General features: G+C 71.8%; 14 protein-coding genes. 10 read left to right on the forward strand and 4 right to left on the reverse strand.

Going from position 1 to position 24,930, the window contains the following annotated elements; genetic code table 11:
* The first annotated feature begins 30 nt into the window (after nt 1–30).
* Complete coding sequence (locus PX701_RS05420; protein ID WP_338029106.1) at nt 31–903, forward strand: carbon-nitrogen hydrolase family protein; 873 nt, start codon at nt 31–33, stop codon at nt 901–903.
* On the opposite strand, the gene PX701_RS05425 is transcribed toward PX701_RS05420, so the two are convergent.
* Entirely contained in the window at nt 886–2,106 is a 1,221-nt protein-coding gene (locus tag PX701_RS05425) for an aminotransferase class I/II-fold pyridoxal phosphate-dependent enzyme (RefSeq protein ID WP_275505707.1), read from the reverse strand. The genes PX701_RS05420 and PX701_RS05425 overlap by 18 nt on opposite strands.
* Before the next feature lie 177 nt (nt 2,107–2,283).
* On the opposite strand from PX701_RS05425, the gene PX701_RS05430 reads away from it, so the two are divergent.
* From PX701_RS05430 to PX701_RS05455, 6 genes are all read left to right on the forward strand, one after another.
* Nucleotides 2,284–4,062 carry a trypsin-like peptidase domain-containing protein gene (locus PX701_RS05430; RefSeq protein ID WP_231430559.1) on the forward strand — a complete coding sequence of 593 codons (1,779 nt, stop codon included), beginning with the start codon at nt 2,284–2,286 and terminating at the stop codon, nt 4,060–4,062.
* 146 nt (nt 4,063–4,208) lie between these two features.
* Nucleotides 4,209–5,264 (forward strand): glycosyltransferase family 2 protein, encoded by a 1,056-nt coding sequence (locus PX701_RS05435; RefSeq protein WP_275505708.1) that lies wholly within the window; start codon nt 4,209–4,211, stop codon nt 5,262–5,264.
* Nucleotides 5,265–5,271: 7 nt separating this feature from the next.
* Complete coding sequence (locus tag PX701_RS05440; protein WP_231430562.1) at nt 5,272–6,084, forward strand: CDP-alcohol phosphatidyltransferase family protein; 813 nt, start codon at nt 5,272–5,274, stop codon at nt 6,082–6,084.
* The gene (locus tag PX701_RS05445) at nt 6,071–6,991 is read left to right on the forward strand and encodes a glycosyltransferase family 2 protein (protein ID WP_420831048.1); all 921 of its coding nucleotides are present in this window, start codon (nt 6,071–6,073) and stop codon (nt 6,989–6,991) included. Before PX701_RS05440 ends, PX701_RS05445 begins: the two co-directional genes overlap by 14 nt.
* Nucleotides 6,992–7,739: 748 nt before the next feature.
* The gene (locus tag PX701_RS05450) at nt 7,740–9,050 is read left to right on the forward strand and encodes a CDP-glycerol glycerophosphotransferase family protein (protein WP_231430564.1); all 1,311 of its coding nucleotides are present in this window, start codon (nt 7,740–7,742) and stop codon (nt 9,048–9,050) included.
* Nucleotides 9,051–9,190: 140 nt separating this feature from the next.
* Nucleotides 9,191–9,784: a hypothetical protein gene (locus PX701_RS05455; RefSeq protein ID WP_275505709.1), complete on the forward strand. Its 594-nt coding sequence runs from the start codon at nt 9,191–9,193 to the stop codon at nt 9,782–9,784.
* 27 nt (nt 9,785–9,811) lie between these two features.
* Here the strand turns inward: PX701_RS05455 and PX701_RS05460 are convergent, their stop codons facing one another.
* Complete coding sequence (locus tag PX701_RS05460; protein WP_275505710.1) at nt 9,812–10,843, reverse strand: hypothetical protein; 1,032 nt, start codon at nt 10,841–10,843, stop codon at nt 9,812–9,814.
* A 145-nt stretch (nt 10,844–10,988) separates the two neighbouring features.
* Between PX701_RS05460 and PX701_RS05465 the strand changes: the two genes are divergently transcribed.
* Both PX701_RS05465 and thrC read left to right on the forward strand, forming a co-directional pair.
* The gene (locus PX701_RS05465; RefSeq protein WP_275505711.1) at nt 10,989–21,032 is read left to right on the forward strand and encodes a hypothetical protein; all 10,044 of its coding nucleotides are present in this window, start codon (nt 10,989–10,991) and stop codon (nt 21,030–21,032) included.
* 128 nt (nt 21,033–21,160) lie between these two features.
* Complete coding sequence (thrC, locus tag PX701_RS05470) at nt 21,161–22,588, forward strand: threonine synthase (protein ID WP_231430568.1); 1,428 nt, start codon at nt 21,161–21,163, stop codon at nt 22,586–22,588.
* Nucleotides 22,589–22,654: 66 nt separating this feature from the next.
* On the opposite strand, the gene PX701_RS05475 is transcribed toward thrC, so the two are convergent.
* Together PX701_RS05475 and PX701_RS05480 are read right to left on the reverse strand one after the other, a co-directional pair.
* On the reverse strand, nt 22,655–23,443 hold the full coding sequence (locus PX701_RS05475; RefSeq protein WP_231430569.1) for an ABC transporter ATP-binding protein: 789 nt from the start codon (nt 23,441–23,443) through the stop codon (nt 22,655–22,657).
* On the reverse strand, nt 23,443–24,258 hold the full coding sequence (locus PX701_RS05480; RefSeq protein WP_275505712.1) for an ABC transporter permease: 816 nt from the start codon (nt 24,256–24,258) through the stop codon (nt 23,443–23,445). Before PX701_RS05480 ends, PX701_RS05475 begins: the two co-directional genes overlap by 1 nt.
* Before the next feature lie 87 nt (nt 24,259–24,345).
* Between PX701_RS05480 and PX701_RS05485 the strand changes: the two genes are divergently transcribed.
* Nucleotides 24,346–24,885 carry an ECF transporter S component gene (locus PX701_RS05485; RefSeq protein ID WP_231430572.1) on the forward strand — a complete coding sequence of 180 codons (540 nt, stop codon included), beginning with the start codon at nt 24,346–24,348 and terminating at the stop codon, nt 24,883–24,885.
* The last annotated feature ends 45 nt before the right edge of the window (nt 24,886–24,930 follow it).

The following is a 24,930-nucleotide window of genomic DNA, read 5'->3' on the forward strand; positions in this document are numbered from 1 at the left end:
CGAGGCCAGGCCCGGGCCTACGCTGGTGGCATGGTGGACGGCGAGGTCGTGATGGATGACGAACGGAGCGACGGCGAGGCATCCGGCGGTGACCTGGGGGTCGCCGTCGCGCAGTTCGCACCTGTTGCGGATGTCGCGGCGAATCTCGACACGATCGAGGGGCTCGCCCGCACGGCGGTGGCGCGCGGCGCGCGGCTCGTCGTGCTCCCCGAGTACTCGATGTTCTTCACCGCCGAGCTCGGCCAGGAGATGGCCGATGCCTCCGAGCCGATCGACGGCGCCTTCGCGGGCGCGCTCGGCGCGCTCGCGGGCGACCTCGGCGTGCACCTCGTCGCGGGCATGCTCGAGCAGGCCTCCGACCCCGAGCGCTTCTCGAACACGCTCGTCGCGTTCGACGACGACGGGCGGCTCGTGGCGACGTATCGCAAGCAGCACCTCTACGACGCGTTCGGGCAGCGGGAGTCCGACCGGGTGGTCGCGGGGGCGGTCGACGCAACCGAGATCTTCACCGTCGACGGCGTGCCGGTGGGGATGCAGACCTGCTACGACCTGCGATTCCCCGAGGTCACGCGCACGATCGTCGACGCCGGGGCCGAACTCGTGCTCGTGCCGGCCGAGTGGGTGCGCGGCCCGCTGAAGGAGCACCACTGGCGCACGCTCGCGACCGCGCGCGCGATCGAGAACACCGTGTACCTCGCCGCCGCCGACCAGACGCCGCCCGTCGCGGTCGGCAACAGCTTCGTCATCGACCCCATGGGCACCGAGCTCGCGGGCCTCGGCGAGCAGGCCGGCGTCGCGGTCGCCTGGGTGTCGCGCGAGCGCGTCGCCGCCGTCAGGCGGGTGAACCCGGCGCTCGCGCTGCGCCGGTACGCGGTCGTGCCCCGCTCAGCCGCGACCGAGTGAGGCGAGACGCGCGGAGGCCTCCTCGAGCACGGGCATGCGCTTGCAGAACGCGAAGCGCACGAGGCTGCGATACGCGTCATGGCGGTCGGGGTGCACGAACGCCGACACGGGCACCCCGACGACGCCCGCTCGCCCCGGCAGCTCGCGGCAGAGCCGCGCCGCGTCCGAGTGGCCGAGCGGCGAGGCATCCGCGACGACGAAGTAGCCCGCCTGCGGCGGCGAGACCGCGAACCCGGCCGACTCGAGGCCCGCGGCGAGCAGGTCGCGCTTCGCGGCGAGCGCCGCCGCGGCGCCGGCGAAGAACTCGTCGGGCAGGTCGAGCCCGGTCGCGATCGCCGGCTGGAACGGCGCCCCGTTCACGTAGGTCAGGAACTGCTTCACCGCGAGCACGGCGCTCACGAGCGATGCGGGCGCGCTGAGCCAGCCGATCTTCCACCCGGTCGTCGAGAACGTCTTGCCGCCCGACGAGATCGAGATCGTGCGCTCGCGGGCACCGGGGAACGTCGCGATCGGGCGGTGCGGCGCGTCGAAGACGAGGTGCTCGTACACCTCGTCGGTCACGATGAGCACGTCGTGGAGCTCCGCGAGGCGCACGATCTCGGCGAGCACGTCGTCGTCGAACACGGCCCCCGTCGGGTTGTGCGGCGAGTTGACGATGATCATGCGAGTCCGGTCGGTGATCGCGCGGGCGAGCGAGTCGAGATCGGGCCGCCAGCCGGGGAACGCGAGCGGCACCGTGCGGTGCACGCCGCCCGCGCGCGCGATGAGCGCGGCATACGCGTCGTAGTACGGCTCGAAGGTCACGACCTCGTCGCCGGTGTCGACGAACGCGAGGATCGTCGCGGCGAGCGCCTCGGTCGCGCCAGCGGTCACGAGCACCTCGGACGCCGCGTCGAGCTCGATCCCGTACCACCGGGACCAGTGGCGCGCGATCGCCTCGCGCAGCACCGGCATGCCGATGCCGGGCGGGTACTGGTTGAGCCCGGCCGCGATCGCATCGCGGGCCGCGTCGAGCACGGCGGCCGGGCCGTCCTCGTCGGGGAACCCCTGGCCCAGGTTGATGGCCCCGGTGCGTGCGGCGAGGGCGCTCATCTCGGCGAAGATCGTGGTGGCGATCGCACCGTCGGCGCCGAGCAGGCCCGCCCCGGCCGCCGTGCGCTGCCACGGGCTGAGACCGGCCGTCACGGGGGAGAAGTCGCTCATCTTCACACCGTACGCGAGGCTCGGGCCGGTACGCTGGCGCCGGGCCCTCGGGTCGCCCGGGCCCGGGGCGGACCACTGCCGGATGAATCACTGCTCGCTGATAGCCGAGACATAGACTCCGCAAATCCCCCGCACAGGCTGCCGCGGGATGCTGGCATCGCTTTGGAAGGAGCAGACATGACCGACACGACCAACGGCGCCACGGGGGAGCCCCGCGAGGCCGACGTCCCCGCGGAGCAGACCACGCCCGTGACCAGCACCACCGACGCTGCCGCCGTTTCGGCCGCGACCGGGGCCGGCCCCACCGAGGCCCACGAGACCACCACGCCCGAGGCGGCCGTCGAGACGACCGCCGTCACCACCACGCCCGACGCCGCCGTCGAGACGACCGCCGTCGAGACGGTCGCGAAGGCGGAGGCGCCCGCCGCCCCGGCTCCCGCCGCGCCGCAGCCGGCTCCTGCCGCGCCCGCGGCCCCGGCCGCCGCGACCGGCGTCGTGTACCAGCCGGGCCAGGCGCCCCAGCCCTACCACGCCCCGCAGTACGCCAAGCAGACGCAGGCGACCGCCCCGACGGCTCCGGTCGCGGGCCAGGTCCCCCCGGCCTTCGGCGGCCCGCAGCCGTCGCAGCCCACGGCGCCGATCGCCGGCGCCCCGGGCCAGCACGGCCCCGCGGCTTCCGCCAAGGAGCCCAAGCAGCGCAAGGTCGGACTCGGCGTCGCCGCCGCGATCGTGGCCGCCGCCCTCATCGGCGGTGCCTCGGGCGCCGGCATCACCGCGCTCGTCGCTGCGAACCAGCCGGCGAACTCGACGGCCGCGTCGAACTCGGCGCAGAACATCGTCGTCAACGACCCCGACTCGGTGAACCAGATCTCGGCGGTCGCCGCGAAGGCGAGCCCGAGCGTCGTGACCATCTCGGTCTCGAGCGGCGAGGGCGCGGGCACCGGCTCGGGCATCATCCTCTCGAAGGACGGCTACGTGCTCACCAACACGCACGTCGTGACCCTCGACGGCGCGACCGCCGACCCGACCATCCAGGTCAAGACGAACGACGGCCACCTCTACAAGGCCGAGCTCATCGGCACCGACCCGCTCAGCGACCTCGCGGTCATCAAGCTGGTCGACGCGTCGGGCCTCACCCCGCTCGAGTTCGCCGACTCGTCGAAGCTCAACGTGGGCGACACGGCGATCGCGATCGGCGCGCCGCTCGGCCTCTCGGGCACCGTGACGAACGGCATCGTGTCGGCGCTCAACCGCTCGATCGACGTCGCCTCCTCGGCGGCCCCGTCGACCCCCGACGACAGCACCGAGGGCGACGACAGCCAGGGCGACAGCGGCCAGGGCGACGGCGGCCAGAACGGCGACAGCCCGTTCGACTTCTTCTTCGACATCCCCGACGAGGGCGGCCAGTCGCAGGAGCAGGCGCCGCAGCAGCAGGCTGCGGGCGCGGGCCAGGTGGCGCTGCCGGTCATCCAGACCGATGCGGCCATCAACCCGGGCAACTCGGGCGGCGCGCTCGTCGACAGCGAGGGCAAGCTCATCGGCGTGAACGTCGCGATCCTCGGCACCGGCGACTCGTCGGGCGGTCAGAGCGGCAACATCGGCGTCGGCTTCGCCGTGCCGTCGAACCTCGCCGAGCGCATCGCGAAGGAGATCATCGAGAACGGCTCGGCCACCCACGGCCTGCTCGGCGCGACGGTCACCTCGGCCGCGGCCGACGAGCAGAGCGACACGGTCGGCGCGCTCATCACCGACGTCTCGTCGGGCGGCGCCGCCGAGAAGGCCGGCCTCAAGCAGGGCGACGTCGTCACCGGCTTCAACGGCCTGCCGATCACCGACCAGACCGACCTCACCGCCCAGGTGCGCGCACTGGCCGGCGGCGACAAGGCCGAGCTCACCGTCACCCGTGACGGCGACACCAAGACCGTGACGGTCGAGCTCGACACGTTCGAGGGCTGACCCAGAACGGCACGGATGCCTCGGCCCGAGGCCACGCGACGGGGCCGGATCGGATTCGATCCGGCCCCGTTCGGCGTCGCCCGGCGCGTCGCCCGCCGCGAGGCGTCGCCTGTTAGGCTCGATCGACCCGAGCACGAATGAGGAACATGCCCGAGCACCACCCCGAGACGGCACCGTCGTCGCTCGTCGGCGTGTCGTACGTCATGCCCGTGCTGAACGACGCCACCCACGTTCGGGCCGCCGTCGAATCGATCCTCGCGCAGGACTATCCGGGCCCGGTCGAGGTGCTCATCGCCCTCGGCCCGTCGATCGACGGCACGGCCGAGCTCGTCGGAGACCTCGCATCGCGCGACGACCGGGTGCGCGTGCTCGAGAACGCGGTGGGCTCGACCCCCGCGGGGCTCAACATCGGCATCCGCGCCGCGCAGTACCCCGTGGTCGTCCGGGTCGATTCCCACTCCATGCTGCCCGTCGACTACGCGCGCATCGCCGTCGAGACGCTCGAGCGCACGGGGGCCGACAACGTCGGCGGCATCATGGACGCGCGTGGCGAGACCCCCTTCGAACGAGCGGTCGCGCTGGCCTACACGACCAAGGTCGGGCTGGGCGGTTCGGCGTTCCACGTCGGCGGGGTCGAGGGCCCGGCCGAGACGGTGTACCTCGGCGTCTTCCGACGGTCGGCGCTCGAGCGGGTCGGGCTCTTCGACGAGTCGATCAAGCGCGGCCAGGACTGGGAGCTGAACCGTCGCCTGCGCGAGACCGGCGGCACCGTGTGGTTCACCCCCGAGCTCGCGGTGACGTACCGACCGCGCTCGAGCCTCGACCGGCTCGCGCGGCAGATGTTCTCGACGGGCCTCTGGCGGGGCGAGCTCGCCCGCCGTTTCCCGGCATCGAACGGCCTCCGCTACTTCGTTCCGCCGGCGATGGTCGTCGGCGTGACCATCGGCCTCCTGCTCGGCATCGGCGGGCTCGTGCAGCTCGCCGTGGGGGCCGCGCCGTGGCTGCTCCTCGGCTTCGCCGCACCGCTCGTGTACCTGGCCTTCGTCGTGGCGGCGACGATCGCCGAGGCCCGCGGCCGGGGTGCGGGCACCGCCGGCTGGTTTCTCGTAGTGTTGCCGTGCATACATGTCACGTGGGGCATCGGCTTCGTGCTCGGCTACCTGTCGCTGACGAGCAACATCGCACGGCACACGGGAAGGTGAGCACGGGATGACTGACGCCCGACCGGTGACGACCAGGCCGGCGAACATCGCAGAGCTGCGCGCCGTCGCGCAGCCGCCTGAGGTGCGCGGCCGCCGCAACGCCGAGCACTGGACCGCTTCGCTGTACCTCCGCCGGTTCTCGATCTACCTCACGTGGGCGCTGCTGAAGACCAGGATCTCGGCGAACGGCGTGACCGGGCTCATGATCCTCGTCGGCTGGTCGACGGCCGCCGCGCTCCTCATCCCGGGCGTCTGGGGCGCGCTCCTCGCGGTCGTGCTCGGGCAGCTGCAGATGCTCGTCGACTGCTGCGACGGCGAGGTCGCGCGCTGGCGGCGCACGTCGTCGCCCGCGGGCGTGTTCCTCGACAAGGTGGGCCACTACACGACCGAGGCGCTCATCCCGATCGCGCTCGGCATCCGCGCGGCCGCGTACCCGCTCGAGTTCCCCGAGGACTTCCTGTGGACCACGATCGGTGCGATGCTCGCGCTCGTGATCGTGCTCAACAAGGCGCTCAACGACATGGTGCACGTCGCCCGCGCGAACGCCGGGCTGCCGAAGCTCGCCGACACGCACGGCGAGACGGCGCCCCGCGGCGGACTCGTCGCGAAGCTGCGCAGGGCGGCGAGGTTCGTGCCGTTCCACCGCCTCTACCACTCGGTCGAGCTCACGCTCATCGCGTTCGCGGCGGCAGTCGTCGGGCTCTTCGCCGGCCAGCCCCTCGTCGACCGCATCGTCGTCGCGGCGTTGCTGCCGCTCGCCGTGCTCGCGGTGATCGGCCACTTCGTCGCGATCATGGCGAGCCGTCGTGTCCGGTCCTGACGTTCCGCTCCCGCCCGCGACGGGCGCAGGCACCGCGACCGTCGGCGTCGTCGTGCTCACGATGGGCGAGCGGCCCGACGACCTCGCCCGCGGCATCCGCAGCGTGCTCGACCAGCGCGGCGTGGAGGTCGACATCGTCGTGGTCGGCAACGGCTGGGACCCGGCGACCGCCGACCCGTCGCTGCCGGCCGGGGTGAAGACCCGGCACCTTCCCGAGAACCTCGGCATCCCCGCGGGTCGCAACGCCGGCGTGCCGCTCGTCGCGGGCGAGGCGCTCTTCTTCCTCGACGACGATGCGTCCCTGCCGAGCGACACGTTCCTCGCCGACGGCTGCCGTCTGCTCGCCGAGCGACCCGAGCTCGGGCTCATCCAGCCCCGGGTCGTCGACCCGACCGGTCTCGCCTCTCCGCGCCGCTGGATACCCCGGATCCGGAAGGGCGACCCGGCGCACTCGAGCCCGGTCTTCTCGTGCTGGGAGGGCGCGGTGCTCATGCCCCGCGCGGTCTTCGACGCGACGGGCGGCTGGGCCGACCCGTTCTTCTACGCGCACGAGGGCATCGAGCTCGCGTGGCGCGTGTGGGACACCGGGCACATCGCCTGGTACGAGGGCGGCCTCGAGGCCGCTCACCCGGTGATCGATCCGGCCCGGCACTCGTACTACTACCGGCTCAACGCCCGCAACCGGGTCTGGCTCGCGCGACGCAACCTGCCCGCGGTGCTCGTGCCGTTCTACGTCGGCTCGTGGACGGCGATCCAGGTGCTGCGCTGGGCGCGGCGGCCCGCTGCGCTGGGCGCCTGGTTCGGCGGGTGGCGGGCCGGGTGGCGGGAGTCGCCCGGCGAGCGACGGCCGATCTCCTGGCGCACCGTCTGGCGGATGACTCGCGCAGGGCGCCCGCCCGTCGTCTGAGGCCGTTCTCCGGCCCCGGTGGTCGAGTAGCGTGGCGTCGCAGTCTCGCAGTCTCGCAGTCTCGCAGTCTCGCTGTCTCGCTGGTCGTTGGCGCCGCCGCAGGCGACGTATCGAGACCCAGATGCAGGACGATCCGTCGAGCCGGCTCTTCATGCACGGTGCCCGCCGAACAGTCCTGCAGCTTGCCACCGGTGCCGCCGCGCGGACGACCGCAGCTGCCGCGTCGACTCGACGAACGCAGGACGATCGGGTCGGCAGGCGCCCAACGCGGGGTGCCGACCGCAGAGTCCTGCAACTTGCCGCACCCGACGCCGCCGCCACTCTGTGGATGACCCGCTCATCGCACGCCTTCCGGTGGCCGCACAGCGACGGCGGAGTGGTGGAGAGTGCGTCGCCGGGTGCGAGGCGGGCCGACCTCGACGCCAACCAGTTCAGCCCGACCCGCACCGGCTCTGTCTCTGCCGAGCGCACTGAGCACACGGTGACCCTCGAGGCGGTGTTGTCGGCGGAGTATCGGTTCGGCGATTCGGGGTGCCGGCCCGATCTCGGGCGTTCTCGCGGTCGCGGGGTACCAGGTCGCTCGCGAGTGAGGTCGACACACGGTGCTCACGATCGGTGCTTGGAAGGCGAACCCCTCGGGTCCGGGCTGTTGAGACTGACCACCGGCCGCCGTAACGATCGGCTCTCGGTCTCGGCCGCGCATCCGCCACGAGGCATCCGCCCAGCCGGGGCTCGCTACCCTTGGACGGTGGGATTGAGGAAAGACGCGCGTCGCGCCGTGAAGCTCGCGAAAGACATCATGTGGTCGCGGCGGGCGCAGCGGTCGCTCAAGGCGAAGCTCGCCGACCGGCCGCCGCTCGAGCCGCACCGCTACCGCGTCGGCGTGTACTTCGCCGACGGCAAGGTCAACCTCTACCAGCTGCGTCAGTGGTACGCCCCGCTCGCCGAGCTCGCCGAGACGCATCCGGTGCTGATCCTCAGCCGAGCCTCGGGCGCGGCGCTGAAGCTCCTCGACGAGTCGCCGCTGCCGGTCGCGTACGTGCGTCGCGTCGCCGACCTCGAGCGGGTCATCCATGAGCAGGACCTGCACGTCATCCTCTACGTGAACCAGAACGCGAAGAACTTCCAGATGATGCGCTACGGGCGCCGCTGGCACGTGTTCATCAACCACGGCGAGTCCGACAAGATGTACATGACCACGAACCAGTTCAAGGCGTACGACTACGCCCTGATCGCGGGCGACGCGGCTCGCGCGCGGCTCGACAAGGTGCTGTGGGACTACGACTTCGACAAGCGGGCGATCCCCATCGGGCGCCCGCAGGCCGACCACTACCTCGACGGCAGCCCGTTGCCGTACACGCCCGACGAGCGCGAGGTCGTGCTCTACGCGCCGACCTGGGAGGGCGACCGCGCGGCCGCCGCATACGGCTCGATCGCGTCGCACGGCGTCACCCTCGTCGAGGGCCTGCTCGCCACCGGGCGGCACCGGGTCATCTACCGCCCGCACCCGCGTTCGGGAGTGCTCGACGAGCAGTACGCCGCCGCGAACAAGCGCATCATCGCCGCGCTCGAGCAGGCGAACGCCGCCGACCCCACCGCGCAGCACGTGTTCGACGACGGGCCGAAGCTCGGCTGGCAGCTCGCGGCCGCCGACGTCGCGATCGTCGACATCTCGGCGATGGTCTACGACCGCCTCGCCGCCGGAAAGCCGCTGCTCATCACGCGCCCGGCGAACCCGGCCGCGCAGATCGACACGGGCGGCTACCTGCAGGCGTGCGAGTGGCTCGACGCCGGGGATGCCTCGGCCATGGTCGAACGCGTCGACGAGGTGGCGCACGACGAGCAGGCGCTCGAGCGCCTGAAGTTCTGGGTCGAACGCTACTTCGGCGACACGACGCCGGGGGTGACGACCGCCAGGTTCCATGCGGCGATCGACCACCTGATGGCCGAGTGGGAGCGCTTCGCGGCGCTGCACGCCGCTGACGGAGAGGTCGACGATCACGACGTCGAGGGCGAGGCGGCCGAATCGGGCGCGGGCGACGAGGCCGAGCTCGGGTGACACCCTGCTCGCCGGTCGAGTAGGCGCGCAGCGCCGTCTCCAGGCCACGACCAAGCCCGCTGGTCGAGGAGCGTCGACGCGAAGCGGTGACGCGTCTCGAAACCCGTCGCGTCCCTCCGAAGTCGACCTACACTGACGTCATGGCGCAGCTCATCACCGAAGCCGACCTCGACGACCTCGAGCTCCGGGTCTCCGACGGCCCGGGCCATCACACGGCGCAGGCCGAGCTGCTCGAGCGATGGGCGGTCGAGGGCGACGGGTTCGTGCTCGGCGACGGAGTGCGGCGCGCTCAGCTGCTGTTCATCGCGGCCGAGCACCTCGAAGCGGCCGGTGAGCTCGATCGCGCACTCGCGGTCGCGCGGCGTGCCGCCGAGGCATCCGATGTCGAACCGGGCGAGGCGGGCGGAACGCTCGTGTCGATCCTGCTCGATCTCGGTGAGCGCGACGCGGCGATCGCCGAGGCCGACCGGCTGCGCGCCGCCCGGCTCGACGACTGGTGGCGGTTGCTCGACGTCGCCGAGGTGTTCGAGCTGGCCGACGAGCTCGAGCTCGCGGAGCGCTGGTTCGTGATCGCGCTGCGCTGCGTCGAGCGCGACCCCGAGCACGACGTCGACGACCGCATCGCGGCCCTCGCCGGGCGCTACCGGGTGCGCCGCGACGCCGGCAAGGCCGAAGACGTGCTCGACGTCGAGACGCGGGAACTCGCGGGGCTGCTCGGAGTGGAACTGGGATAGGGGGCTGCGCTCGAGGCCCGGCCCCGGTCAGGCCGGAGGCGCGGCCGCTTCGCCGCCGCCGCCGCCAGCATCTGCGGTCGGCGTGTCACGGGCATCTGCGGCGTCGCGGGCATCGGTCTCCGCGGTCGCGCGTCGAGCTGCGATCTGCGCGAACGGCCGCTTCGCCGCGCGCCCGACCGCGCCGCCGACGACGCCGGCAGCACGAGCGACTCGCCGGCCCGCCGCCACGACGGCCGCGTCGTCGCCGACGGGCTCGAGCTCGGACGGCAGCAGTGCGGGCGCCTGCCCGAACGCGAGCCGCGACTGGGCGAGCACCTTGCGGCCGAGCATGTGGTTGCCGACGCCGCCGATCGCGGCGCCGATGCCGAACGGGATCGCCTTGCCGATGATCCCCGCGCCGCCGCGCACGGCGAACTGCCTCATGAACGTGCGGCGCAGCTGGTCGACGACCGTGCCCATCACCGCCTTCGGCAGGCTGTTCGTGATGAGCTCGCCCCAGTACGCGCTGCGTGCGACGCCGGAGCCGGTCACCTGGCCCGCGAACTGGCGGACGAGATCACTGCCCTCGTCGCCGAGCATGAGGGTCATCACGAGCGCACGCGCGCGTTCGGGATTCTCCAGCGGGATGCCGTGCACCTCGGTGACCGACTGGGCGAACAGGGCCGTGGCCTCGAGGAAGCCGGCGGTCTCGACCCCCGACAGGGCGAGCGTGATGCCGGTGCTGATGCCCGGGATCACCGCGGTCGCACCGACGGCGGCGCCGCCGGTCGTCACGGCCGTGAGGTAGCGGCGCTCGAGGATGCGGACGAGCTGATCGGGCGTCGCGCCGGGGGCTCGCCGGCGGATGCTCCGGAGGTGCGCGACGACGACCGGTCGCTGGATGGCGAGCGCACGATCGATCGCATGCTCGACGCCATGGGCACGTCCCCCATCGACGGTCGGTGCAACTGACGGCCGCCCATCGGCGTTCGCGTGCCCGGAGTGCTCGTCGGCGTGCCCGGAGTGCTCGCGAGGCGCACCGGAGTCCATCGACGTGATCGTGTGCACCGGCTCGGCCATGCCGTCGATCCTAGATCGCCCCGACTGATTTTGCCCCCCAAAGTGAGGGTTTCTCTTGTCAGCGCGTTCTCCGGAGGAGTACAACGGGCGACGGGTGCATACGCCGACGGCGTGCACCGTGCCGGCATCGACTTGGGGGAGTCTCATGCGCGCCAAGAACGTCCCGAACCGTTCGTACACGCAGGCCGAAGGCGTGATCCGACGGCGCCGCCAGGACGGTCGGCGATGGCCGTTCCGGGCGATCGCCGTCGTCGGCGCCTGGGCGCTCGCCCTGACCGGCGCGCAGGTCGCCTACGCCGACCCCGTGACCGACTCCGCCGATGTCGCCCAGCTCCGTGCGGGCATCGCGGCGCTCGCCGAGGTCGCGCTCGGCGACTACGAGGACGTGGGCCCACTCGCGGCTCCGCTGCCGCTCGCCGACACGGCACCGGGTGTCGCGGTCGTCCGCCCCGGCGCGGCGCTGCAGCTGACGAACACGTTCATCGTCGGCGTGAAGACGGCGCTCCTCGGCCTCGCGCAGCAGGCCACGACCGCCGACTTCATGGCCGGCGTCGACGGACTCGACGCCGACGTCGCGGGGACGCAGCTCGAGCTGACGACGTCGAACCTCGTCGACTCGGGGGACACGCGTGGCTTCGACCTCGCGATCCGCGCTTCGCGTACCGTCGACTCGCCCATCGCGATCGTCGACCCCGACGGCCCCGGGGGCGAGCCGCTGCGCCTCGTGACCGCGGAGGCCGACCCCGCTCCGTACGAGATCGCGTTCGAGTTCACGGGAACGGTCCGCACCGACCCGCAGGGCCTGCGCTTCTGGCTCGACACCGCGTCGGGCGAGCCCACCGTCGAGGTCACCGCCGAACTCGCCGGCGACGACGCGTTCGCCTTCCCCGGGGGCGCGGCCGCGATCGGCGTGGCCGACGTCGAGATCCTCGACGACAGCTCCGTCGACGTCTCCGCCGAATGGTCGGGCACGATCGACGACGTCAACGGCGACGGCCGGCTCGCGATGTTCGAGCCGCCGGCGTTCGAGGGTGGGGAGCAGACGCCGGGCGAGCTCACCGTGCCGGCCGACCAGCTCACGACGTTCGAGCTCGCCGGCACCGCGACGGCCGACATCCGCTTCGGGTCGTCGCTGCTCGGGCTGTCGTCCGACCCGGCGCCCTCGCTGACCATGGACGCCGACCTCGCGCAGGTCCCCGAACCGCTCGCCGAGCTCGTCGCGAGCGACGGGGATCGCGCCGCATTCGAGGCGTTCACCCGCCTGGGGCCGGTCGACCTCGTCTCGGGCATCATCCAGTACGGCACCCTGTTGCGGGCACTGCAGCGACACACCAACGTCGACGCCCCTCTGCCGCTCGCGAGCGGCACGCTGAGCGAGCTCTACGACCTCGGCGGCGAGTTCGCGAAGCTCGCCGAGGATCTCATCGACGTCCAACCCGACCCCGACCCCGATCCGGCCGATCCCCAGCCCGTGATCGATGTCGGCATCTCGACGGTCGGCGACCTCGCCGACCGCATCGAGAGCGACATCCCCGGTGCACCCGCCACCATCACGCCCGTCTACGACCGCGACGCCGCCGAGGTGCGGCTCGACTTCGTCGTGCACCACGCACTCGACGATCAGCCCGACGTGCCGCCGGTGCTCGAGGACCAGCCGACCGACGACACCCCGCCGCCCGGGCAGGCCGCCTTCGGCGACCAACTGCTCGACACGACCGGCCTGCGCGGCGTCTCGGCGAGCGGCGACCCCGAGACCGTCGAGACGGACGTCGCGTACGACATCGACCTGCCGATCCTCATCGACCTCGACGAGGCCGAGCCCGCAGCCGACGACGCCGCAACCGCCGTCGTCGAGTTCGAGTCGCCGATGGTCTACGAGCGGTTCGGCACCGAGCTCATCGATGGCGCCGAGCTCACCATCACCGAGCAGGCCGAGGCCGCGGTGCACGGCGAGGGCCAGCTCGGCATCGTGCCGGCGGCGATCGGCGGCACCTGGAAGCTGCTGCCGGACGGCACCTCGCCGACGACCGGCGCCGACGTCGACCCGGCTTCCGGCGAGACCGCCACGCCGCGCATCGTCGACCTGCTCGCCGGGCTCTACGAGCACGACGGCGAGCCCGCCGTCTACCCGGTCGCCGCGGCCGTACGGCGCGGCCTCATCGACGCGGACTACACGGTCGTCGGGCACGGTTTCGATGCCGCCCAGCACCTGACCGAGGCACCCGGCACGTTCACGGTCGACGGCCCCGCGTTCGACCAGCCGGGGCAGACGGTCGTGCTCGGCAACGACGAGATGACCCTGCTCGCGGCGCTGAACATCGACACGTCCGAGCCCGACGTGCTGCTCGGCCGCGCGCTCGACGGCATCGGCGCCGTGGTCGACCGGCTCGACGCCGTCGACAGCGTGGTCGGCGGCGATACGGTGCCGTTCCTGAACCGTGGCGTCGAGAGCATCCTGCGGGAGGTCACCGGCCTCCGCGACAAGTACAACGAGTTCCGCGGCGGGCTGCTGCCGACCGACCTCGCCAAGCTCGAGAAGGGCCTCGAAGACGCGCTCGGCCTCGGGGTCGAGTTCCGTCTGCGCGACCTCGACGACGGCGGCGCGATCGAGCCCGCGCTGATCGCGGCGTTCGACGGCACGAAGTCGGTCGAGGCCGAGGTGCCGATGTCGTTCGTGAATGCGGAGCTTCCCTCGATCGCGGGCACCGAGGGCGAAGGCACGCTGCACGCCGTCCTCGAGGCGAAGCTCGCCCTCGGGCTCGTCGTCGGTCTCGATGAGGATGCCGCCGCAGCACCTCCGCGCCTGCTCGACTCGAGCCGGGTGAGCGTGAAGGCCGAGGTCACCGAGCAGCCGCCCGGGTCGGTGCAGCTCGGCGTGCACCTCGGGCCGTTCTCGGCGCAACTCGGCGACGCGACGAACAAGACCGGTCGCATCGCGGTCGGCGTGCGATTCGCGCTCGAGCGCACGAATGCACCCCAGCCGGGAGACCCGGCCGAGGAGCCTCGCGAACTCGACGCGTTCTTCGACGGCGACTTCACGGCCGGCGTGACCTCGCCCGCCGAGGGCGGCAAGTACACGTGCGCCGCCCCGGGACAGGCGCCCGTCGAGGGCAAGTTCGCGTGCGCTGCACTGCCGGTGCTCGTCGACCTCGGTTCCGGCCCCGAGCTTCCGAGCGGCGCGCCGGCGACCGCACCGACTGCGGTCGACTACCTCACGGTCAGGTACGGCGACCCAGCCGACCCGTCCAGCGGCCTCACGGACCTGGAGGTCGATGCGCCCGCGGCTCTCGCCAGCGTGCTCGACGCCGCGAGCTTCAGCTTCGACAGCTTCGGCGACGGACTGAAGTCGATCAGCAAGATCCTCGGCCTCGCGATCGACGCGAGCAAGGCCGGCGGCGATCTCCCGGTCGTCGGCGAAGACCTCACCGCACTCGCCGACGGACTCGGAGACGTGAAGGCGTTCCTCGACGACCCGCAGATCCCGGGCCTGCCCGACTCCGACGTGAACGCGGCGGTGTACGGCGCGGGCGGGATCCGCGACGTGCTCGCGCAGAAGCTCATCGCAGCCGGGGTACTGCGCGACAGCGACTACCAGGCCGTCGGCGTGTTCCCCGGCGACGCCGGGGACGACCCGAGCGCCACCGACATCCGCGTCGTCGCCATCTGCAACGACAGCGGCAGCGACGAGCTCTGCGACGGCACCGAGTCGCTGATGTACCTCGTCGACCTGAGGTTCGAGCTCGAACTCGGGCAGGGCGCACGCGACCTGACGGGCGGCTGCCCCGTCGGCGATGCCGCGGCGTGCCCGGGCGTGAGCGAGATCCCACTCGACCTCGGGCTGCCGGGCCTGCCGCTCTCGCTCACCGGCAAGGTCACCGCGAGCGCCGGCTGGACCGTCGAGCTCGGCTTCGGCGTCTCGCGCGACGACGGGTTCTACCTGCTCGACAACCCCGTGCCCGGCACGGGCGAGGCCACTCCAGAGGGAGCGGACGCCCTCGAGGAGATCCGGGTGAACGTCGGGGCGAACCTCACCGCCGGGGTACCCATCACCGGGCGCATCGGCTTCATCGGAATGCAGGCCGAAGACCGCAGCACCGACCCGAACCAGCCGAGCGGCGCACGTCTGATGGCACAACTCGGGCTCGAGGCCGACGGCTGCGAGGACCTCGACCCGGCCACGTACGGGAACGGCGTCACCGGTGGAGCGCACTGCACGAGCGTCATCCCGATCTCGTCGTTCCTCTCGGGCGACATCGGCGGCCTGCTCACCGAGCCGCGCATCGACGGCGGCATCGCACTCGACCTCGACATCGACACCGGCATCGCCGACGGCGGCAACGTCAACACGACGCTGCCGACCTTCACCGCCGAGTTCGGGCTCACATGGGAGTTCGACGGCACCGGCGCGGGCGACCTCGAGCTCGAACTGCGCAACATCGGCGTCGCGCCGGGCGAGATGTTCACCAAGCTCTTCGGCTCGGTGCTGAAGACACTCGACCCGATCCTCGCTCCCACGAAGCCGGTGCGGGAGTTCCTGTTCTCGCCGATCCCCGTGATCAGCGACCTCTCCGAGTACTTCGGAGGAGACCCGGTGACGATGGCCACCCTCGCGAAGGCGTTCGGCGTCGTCGACGTGTCGCTGCTCGAAGACATCGACCAGCTCTTCGACTTCCTCGAGATGATCGAAGGACTCGCGAACGGTTCGCCGTTCATCCTCGTCGACGAGCTCGAGCTCTCGCCCGAGACCGCCCGTGGCGCTCCGCTCACGCAGGATCAGAAGCTCAAGGCCGTGCAAGGCTCGGCCGCGATGACGGGCGACCCGGAGGCCCAGGTCGGCACCGCGCTCGGCGGCACATCCGGCGACTTCGACAAGCTGCGGCAGAAGGGTGCGCCGGCCGGGGAGTCGGACTTCTCCTTCCCGATGTTCGACGACCCGACCTGCCTCGTGGGCCTCCTGCTCGGCAAGGACTGCGCCGTCGTCGAGTGGCGGCCCGACCCGCTCGCCGTGCACATGGAGTACACGCAGAGCTTCGGCCCGTTCTTCGGCGTGCTGTACATCACGATCGGCGGCGCGCTCGACGTGAACGCCCAGGTCGGCGGCGGCGTCTCGACGCGCGGTGTGCGAATGCTCGCCGAGTCGATCATCGGCGGTGAGGTCGACAGCGCACTCGACGCGGCGACGAAGGCCGGCGAGGCCTTCCTGCAGAGCCTCTATCTCACCGACCTCGACGCGGAGGGCAAGGACATCCCCGAGTTCTCGGTGTCGGGCACGATCACCGCGGGCGCGAAGCTCGACATCTTCATCGCCGAGGCCGGCGTGAAGGGCGGCATCACCGCGACGTTCGGGCTCAATCTCAACGACAGCCCCGAGGCCGACGGGCGCATGCACATCGATGAGATCGTCGCGAAGTTCAAGACGCCGATCTGCCTGTTCGACATCGAGGGCAAGCTCATCGCCTTCCTCGAGGTGTACGCCGAGTTCGGGCCCTGCCCGTTCTGCTACTCCGACAGCTGGCGTCTCGCCGAGGTGACGCTGTTCGAGTTCTCGTCGTCGTGCGAGGCGAAGACACCCGATCTCGCGAGCGTCGAAGGCGGCTGGGTCGTGCTCAACGTCGGCGGTCGTGCCGACGTGCGCGGGGCGTTCGAGGACGTCGAGAACGAGTCGTTCACGGTGCATCAGCTGAGCGCCGAACCGCAGGGCGGCGAGTACGAGTTCAGCATCAGCGCATTCGGCTACACCGAGACTGAGAAGGGCGCCGGTGTGCGCATCATCGACGCGCTCGGCGGCAACGACTCGTTCCTGTTCAACGGATCGGGCGCCGGCGCCAAGCCGGGCGACCTCAACCCCGAGGCCGAGCCGCCCGAGGCGGGCGAGTGGGCGTTCAGCGCACCGGTCGACGCGCAGACGCTCGGCGACGGCGATGATCGCATCATCACGGGCTCGGGCGACGACACGGTCAACGGCGGCAACGGGGCCGACACGATCAACCTCGGTGACGGAACCAACACCGCAGCCGGCGACAACTCCGACGGTACGGGCAGCGGGCGCGACACGATCACGGGCGGCGAGGGCGTCGACACCCTGAGCGGCGGCGGTGACAACGACAACATCGACGCCGGGCTGGCGGCCGACGTGATCCGCGGCGACGCCGGCAACGACACCCTGCGCGGCGGCAAGGACAAGCTGTCGGTGCCGCCGGGCCAGACGCCGCCCCAGGACAAGCCCAACAAGATCGATGCGGGCGACCTCATCATCGGCGGCGCAGGCGCCGACACGCTCCTCGGCGGCAGCGGCGGCGACCGGCTCTTCGGCGACGACCCGCCCGACGCGACGCCCGACGACGACACCGTCGAGGCCGAAGGCACGGCGGCACCCGGCACCGATGGCGTCGACCGCATCGAGGGCGAAGCGGGAGCCGACGTGATCTTCGGCGGCGGCGCCCCCGACGAACTGTACGGCGGGTTCCGGCTCGTCGCGAGCGGTGTCGACGACTCGGCCGACCAGCTCCAGGGCGGAGACGGTGCAGACAAGCTGTACGGGTCGAACGGCGCCGACCTGCTCTACGGCGGGCGCGGGGCCGACGCGGTCAACGGCGAGGCCGGCGCCGACGAGGTGCACGGCCAGTCCGATGCCGACCCCGCGCTGAACGGCGGGCCCGACGACGACCGGATGTGGGGCGGACCCGGCGCCGACACGATCAACGGTGAGGCCGGGAACGACGAGCTCATCGGCGACGGCGACGGCGCGGATGCCGCGACCATGGGCGGCGACACGGCCGACGGCGGCGACGGCAACGACCTCGTGCTCGGCGACAACGGGACGATCGACGGCGCGCCCGGTGCACGGGTCGCGCACCCGAGCGAGACGGTCGGCGTCGGAGACCCGTCGCTCTCGGGCGGTGCCGACAAGGACCGCGTCTACGGCGAGGGCGGCGCCGACAACGCCTACGGCAGAGCGGGTCGTGACCTGGTGCACGGCAACGGCGGCGCCGACCACCTCTACGGTGAGCTCGGCGACGACGAGGTCAGGGGCGACGGCGACGACGACTTCGGCTACGGCGGTCCCGGCGCCGACGTCGTGATCGGCAACGCAGGCAGCGACCAGCTGCACGGCCAGGAGGGCGTCGACCTCATCGTCGGCGGTCACGACGACCCGGCGGGCGCCGATGCGGGCGACACCATGTACGGCGGGCCCGACGACGACCGCACGTTCGGCGACGACGTCTCGATCGACGTCGACGGCGGGTTCAACGGTGCGTTCGATCCCAGGCTCGACGCGCTCGACGACGTGACGTTCGAGCCGTCGTTCGTCGTGGGCACCTACGGCGACGACATCGGCGACGGCGGCACGGGCCTCGATGAGTTGCACGGCCAGGACGCCGTCGACCGGCTCTACGGCGCCGAGGACTACGACCAGCTCTTCGGCGAGCTCGCGGGCGACCACCTCGTGGGCGGTGCCGATCCCGACGACATCATCGGCGACCAGGGGACGATCGCGCCGCCGGCTCGCGAGATCGAGCCGCCCGCGGGCGGCTGGAAGCCCGGCACCCCGCAGGGCTCGCCCGACGTGGAGCTGAGCCTCGTGGCGCCCACCGTGGGTGGCGGCGACGCGATCTGGGGCGACTTCGACACGGCGGCCGCCCCCTGGCCGACGGGCGGCGACGACCGCGGATTCGGCGGACACGGCACCGACACCCTGCGCGGCGGATCGCACGACGACCACCTCGAGGGCAACGGCGGGCAGGACCGCATCTTCGGCTTCGACGAGGAGAGCGACCACACGGCCGACGACTCGACCGACGGCGCCGACGACCTGATCGGCGGATCGTCGCCGGTCAACCCGCTCGCCGACCCCGACGGATTCGACCACGCGCTCGACGAGGGCGAGGTCGAGATGCAGGGCAACGGCGCCGATGACGTCATGACGGGGGACAACGCGGTGCTGACGCGTCACGCCGACCCCGATGACCCGAACGCCTGGCAGACCGATCCCGTCACGGGCGGGGTCTTCCGCGAGGTCACCCTGCTCGACACCGGCAAGACCGGAGCCGACCTCGCCGAGGTCTCGGGCGGTGACTTCATGGCCGGCAACGACGAGAACGACCGGATGTTCGGCGAGGGCGGCAACGACCTCGCCAAGGGCAACGCCGACGACGACCTGGTGGAGGGCAACCAGGACGGCGACTGGCTCGAGGGCAACGCCGACGAGGACGACGTCATCGGCGGCTCGTCGTTCCCCGACCAGCTCGACACGGGCGACGTGCTCTGGGGCGGCGGCGGCGCCGACGTGCTCGCCGGTGACAACGCGTGCGTCGTGCGCGACGTTCCCGGCGTCGACTTCGACCCGAGCTCGTGCCCCGAGCTCGACGACCCGGCGCCCGAGGAGTTCCACTACGTCACGAGCCAGCTCGGCGTCGAGACGCGGCGCGGCCTCGTCTACCACGACCTCGACGGGCCGTTCCCGAGCGAGTTCGGGCGCGACACGCTGAACGGCGGCTCGGGCGTCGACGCCGAGTTCGGCCAGGACGGCGGTGACGCGCTCTTCGGCGACGGCGGCGCCGACTTCCAGCACGGCAACGGCGACGCCGACATCGTCGTCGGCGACCGGCCGGTCGCGGCGTACGGCGGGATCGCCCTGCCGCCCGAGGTCGGCGGAGTACTGCCGGCGCTCCCGGCGGTGCCGGCCGGCCTGCCCGGCTCCCCGAGCACGGGCGCCGACCTCGTCGGCCCGGCGCAGGCCGACGGGCAGGACGACCAGTTCGGCGGATCGAACCTCGCCGGCCACCGCGACACGGGCGACTGGCTCTTCGGCGACGGCGAAGCCGACTTCCAGCTCGGCGACAACGGCGAGCTCGACCGCACGGTCGAGGGCGAGGGCGACGCCGCCGCCTACGCGGTCTACGAGGAGCGATACCCCGACAACGACCCGCCCGACGACGGCTCCGCGGTGATCGAACGCGACGTCACCCGCTACGACGTCGGAGCGCCGGCGGCGGCCGGGGTCTGGGGCGCCGACCTCGTCTTCGGCGGCAACGGCACGAACCCGCTCATCTCCGCAGGCGCCGGCGACGGCGACGACAGCCAATGGGGTCAGGACGGCAACGACCGGCTGTTCGGCGAGGACGGCGACGACGACCAGTTCGGCGAGCTCGGCGACGACACCATGTGGGGCGGCGACGGCGAAGACGCGATGGTGGGCGACCGCGGCGGAGTGCAGACCCGCTTCGTCGAGGTCGACGGCAGCGACGGCGACGATCCCGACCTCCTCACGCACAACAGCCAGGGCCCTCCCGGCATCAACCTCGGCGGTCCCGACTCGGGCGCGCAGGACGCGGTGCTCCATCCCTTCGAGGCGCACCCGCTCTACCGCGGCACCTCGCTCACGCACGACCGCGACGGTTCGGTGCTCGAGAAGAACGGGCACGAAGTCGGCGGTGCCGACCGCATGCGCGGCGGGCCCGGGCACGACTCGCTGCACGGAGGAGAGGGCGCCGACCTCATGAACGGCGACTCCGGCGGCGACTACGCGTACGGCGACGACGGCGCCGACGTGATGTGGGGCGGTCGCGGCGACCCGACGGTCGGCAGCCCCGACCTGCCGGGCCGCAACGACCCGGGCGAGGACGGCGAGTGGATCGACGTGCTGTTCGGCGGTCACGGCCAGTCCGCGGCCGAGGCGGGCGCCGACGTCCTCGACTACCAGCCGCGACCGGGCACCGACCCGGCCGTGTGGCAGACGATGGTCGCCGCGTACGCCGACACCGCGCCGGAGAACGCCGGCGCGGAGACCAGGCAGCACCACCACGGCACCGACTGGCTGTACGGCGGCTGGGACCGCGACGTGCTGCAGGCGGATGTCTCGGCGAACGGCCCGAACGACGGCGACAAGCTGCTCGACTGGAACGGCGCGTACAACCTCTACACGGCCTGCAACGCGGCCTACGGCGGATGGAACAACGTGCGCAAGCTCGACCCGAACAACCTGCTCGGGCTCGAGAAGCTCGCCTACGTGACCGGCGCCCGCGCCGACTTCGACGGGGCACCGACCCTCGCCGACGTGCAGTCCGCGAGCGGGTCGGCGTATCGCGAGGCGGCGATCGTCTACACGAAGGACCTGAAGGAGAACTCGGGCAAGGCGTTCTCGTCGACGCCCGGGCACTTCGAGAACTTCATCTGCGACACCGACTGACGACGGACGGCGGAGCGGGAACGGATGCCTCGGGCCGGTCGACGGCTCGGGGCATCCGCGTCACCCGCCGTCGCACTCGGCCGATCCTCGATACGATCGAAGTTCCGCACCGATCCCGGAGGAGCGCCGTGAAGTACGTCTCGACCCGCGGCGGCATGCAGCCGTCGCCGTTCTCCGAGATCCTGGTGGAGGGCCTCGCACCCGACGGGGGTCTCGTCGTGCCCGAGACGGTGCCGCAGGTGTCGGCTGCCGAGCTCGAGGCGTGGCGCGGGCTCGACTACGCCGGCCTCGCGATCGAGGTGATCGGCCGCTACGCCGACGGCGTCCCGCGCGACGACCTCGAACGGCTCTGCCGCGCCGCCTACGACCCGGCGTTGTTCGACCGCGACGAGATCGTGCCGATCCGGCGCCTCGACGACGAGCTCGCGCTCGTGGGGCTCTCGGAGGGGCCGACGCTCGCCTTCAAGGACATGGCGATGCAGTTCCTCGGGCAGGCGCTCGAGTACGCCCTCGCCCACGACGGCGCCACCCTCAACATCCTCGGCGCGACGTCGGGCGACACCGGCTCGGCCGCCGAGGTCGCGCTGCGCGGCAAGCGCGGCATCGCGGTGTTCATGCTGTCGCCGCAGGGGCGCATGAGCCGGTTCCAGCGCGCACAGATGTACTCGCTCACCGACGAGAACATCCACAACATCGCCGTCGCGGGCGACTTCGACGACTGCCAGCACCTCGTGAAGCAGATCGCCGGCGATGCCGAGTTCAAGCGGCGCTATCGCATCGGCGCGGTCAACTCGATCAACTTCGCACGCGTCTGCGCGCAGGTCGTCTACTACGTCTGGGCGTGGCTGCGCGTCACCGATGCGCTGCCCGAGGCCGAGCGCGCTGCGCAACGCATCGACGTCACCGTGCCGTCGGGCAACTTCGGCAACATCTTCTCGGGCTACCTCGCCCGCTGCATGGGCGTGCCGATCCGCCGGCTCGTGCTCGCGACGAACGAGAACAACGTGCTCGACGAGTTCTTCCGCACGGGCGTGTACCGGCCGCGCGCCGGCGTCGAGGCCCTCGCGACGTCGAGCCCCTCGATGGACATCTCCCGCGCGTCGAACTTCGAGCGGTTCGTGTTCGAGGTGCTCGGGCGCGACCCCGAGCGGCTCCGCGAGGCCTGGGTTGGCCTCGAACGCGACGGCGTGCTCGACCTGTCGGCAGAACGCGAGCGCTTCGCCGGCGAGTTCGGGTTCGTGAGCGGCTCGAGCACGCACGCCGACCGGGTCGCCGCGATCCGCGAGACCCACGAGCGCTACGGCGTGGTCGTCGACCCCCACACGGCCGACGGGCTCGCCGTCGCGCGTCGGAATCTCGAACGAGGCATCCCGATGCTCGTGCTCGAGACCGCGAAGCCCGCCAAGTTCCCCGACATCGTGGAGGAGGCGATCGGGCGGACGCCCGAGGTGCCCGAGCACCTGCGCGAACTCCTCGACGCGCCGCAGGTCGTGACCGAGACGGCGAACGACGCCGCCGCGATCCGGGCGATCATCGAGCGCGACGCACTCGCCTGAGCTCTGCGAGACGGCTCCCGAGGCACAAGGCCCACCGTCGCGCGCTCCTCGACCGCGCGAGCGTCGCTACTTCTTCGTGCCGTAGTCCTTGTTGTACTGCTCGAGCACCTCGTCGATGGGCGCGTCGAGCGCGAGCCTGCCCTTGTCGAGGTAGAGACCGCGCGTGCAGAACCGGCGCAGGTCGCGCTCGTTGTGCGAGACGAAGAAGAGGGTGCGGCCGCCGGCGAGCAGCTCGTCGATGCGCCGATAGCACTTCTCGCGGAACGCGGCGTCGCCCACGGCGAGCACCTCGTCGACGAGCAGGATCGGCTCCTCGAGCTGCGAGATCACCGCGAAGGCGATGCGCACCTTCATGCCGCTCGAGAGGTGCTTGTACGGCGTCTCGAGGAAGTCGCCGATCTCGGCGAACCCGATGACCTCGTCGAACTTCGCATCGATCTGCGCCCGCGTCATGCCGTGCAGGCCCGCGGTCAGGTACACGTTGTCGCGCACCGTGAGCTCGCCGACGAACCCGCCGGTGATCTCGATGAGCGGCGCGACGCCGCCCGTGATCTCGACCGTGCCCTCGTCGGGCAGCATGACCCCCGCCACGAGCTTCAGGAGCGTCGACTTGCCCTGGCCGTTGCGTCCGACGACGCCGATGGCCTCGCCGGGGCGCACCTCGATCGACACGTCGCGGAGCGCCCAGAACTCGCCCGGCCGGTTGCGGCGGCGCTTGCCGGCGAACAGGTCCTTGAACGAACGGCGGCCGCGGCGGTTGCGTCGGAACCGGATGCCGAGGCCCTCCGTGCGGATCGCGGTCGGCGGTGGCGGGGCGGCGGCGCCGGGGGAGACGGCGGTGGTGGCTTCCGTCATCAGATCTCCTTCAGCACCTGACGCTCGCACGAACGGAACACCCACAGCCCGAGCGCGAGCAGCACGAGCGACATTCCGGTCGACACCGCGACCGAGAACCAGTCGAGCTCGCCCGGGAAGAACCCGGCGCGGTAGAGGCTGAAGATGCCGGACAGCGGGTTGAAGGCGGCCCACGGGCGCAGGTCGGCCGGCAGGTTCGAGACGCCGTAGACGATCGGGGACGCGTAGAACAGGAACCGCAGGATGAGCTTCACCGCGCGCTCGAGGTCGCGGAAGAACACGACGAGCGGCGCGACGATGAGGCACACGGCGACCGTGAGCAGCGCCTGCAGTGCGATCCCGAGCGGGAAGAGCACGAGCTCCCACGAGACGGTCGCGCGGAACACGATCGCGAACAGCGCGAGCACCGGGATCGCGAGCAGGAACTCGATGCCCTTCGCGAGCACGATGCGGTTGACCCAGATCGTGCGGGGGATCATCGTCGACCGAACGAGCTTCGCATCCTTCAGGAACGCGCGCGTCGAGTCGGACACCGCTCCGTTGAACCACATCCACGGCAGGAGCGCCGACAGCAGGAACACGATGTACGGTTCGGTGCCGCTCAGCCGCTGGAACACGATCGTGAACACGAAGTAGTAGATGCCCGCCATGAGCAGCGGGTCGAGCACCGACCACACGTAGCCGAGCGCCGAGGTCGAGTAGCGCACCTTGAGGTCGCGCGTCGTGAGCAGCCAGAGCGCGTGCCGGTACCGCGCCCACGGCGTCCGCTGGAGCGGATGGGCGTCGCCGTAGGCGACCGGTGCGGTGCTCGTCACGCATCTCATCGTAGATGCCCGGGCGGGGTAGATTTGATGCGGACGGGTGGCGACCTGCCGAGCCCGGTCGAGAGGAGCCGCGCACCCGTGCACCGCACCAGCACCCGCGTCATTCTGAGCTGCGCCGCGATCGGCGTCGGCGGCGGCCTGTTCGCCGCGGGAGCCGGCTACTTCGCCGGCCTCATCGCGGGCATCGCGCCCATGCTCTACGGCATCACGATCGGCTCGCACTTCCTGCCGAGCGCCGTCGCACTCGCACTGCTGAAGCGCCCGGGGGTCGGCATCCTCACGGGGTTCATCGCGGGGCTCGTTGGCGCCGCGTTCGCGCCGCAGTGGATCTGGCGGTTCCTGCTCACGGGCCTGCTCGTCGGCGCGCTCCTCGAACTCCCGTTCTTCGTCACGCGCTACCGCTCGTGGTCGCCGTGGCTGTTCTACGCCGCAGCCGGCGGATCGGGGCTCGCGCTCGCGGCCGGAACGTTCGTCGCGCTCGGCCCCGAGCACTACGCGCCCTGGTTCTGGGTGCTCTACCTCGCGATGTTCACGCTGAGCCCCGTGGTCTTCACCTGGCTCGGTCGTGTGATCGCGCGCTCGCTGTCACGGGCGGGCGTCGCGCGCACCCTCGCCTGACGTGCCCTGAACGACGAAGAGCGGATGCCTCGAGGCATCCGCTCT

This window comes from Agromyces chromiiresistens (assembly GCF_029167465.1).
Taxonomy (GTDB): Bacteria; Actinomycetota; Actinomycetes; order Actinomycetales; family Microbacteriaceae; genus Agromyces; species Agromyces chromiiresistens.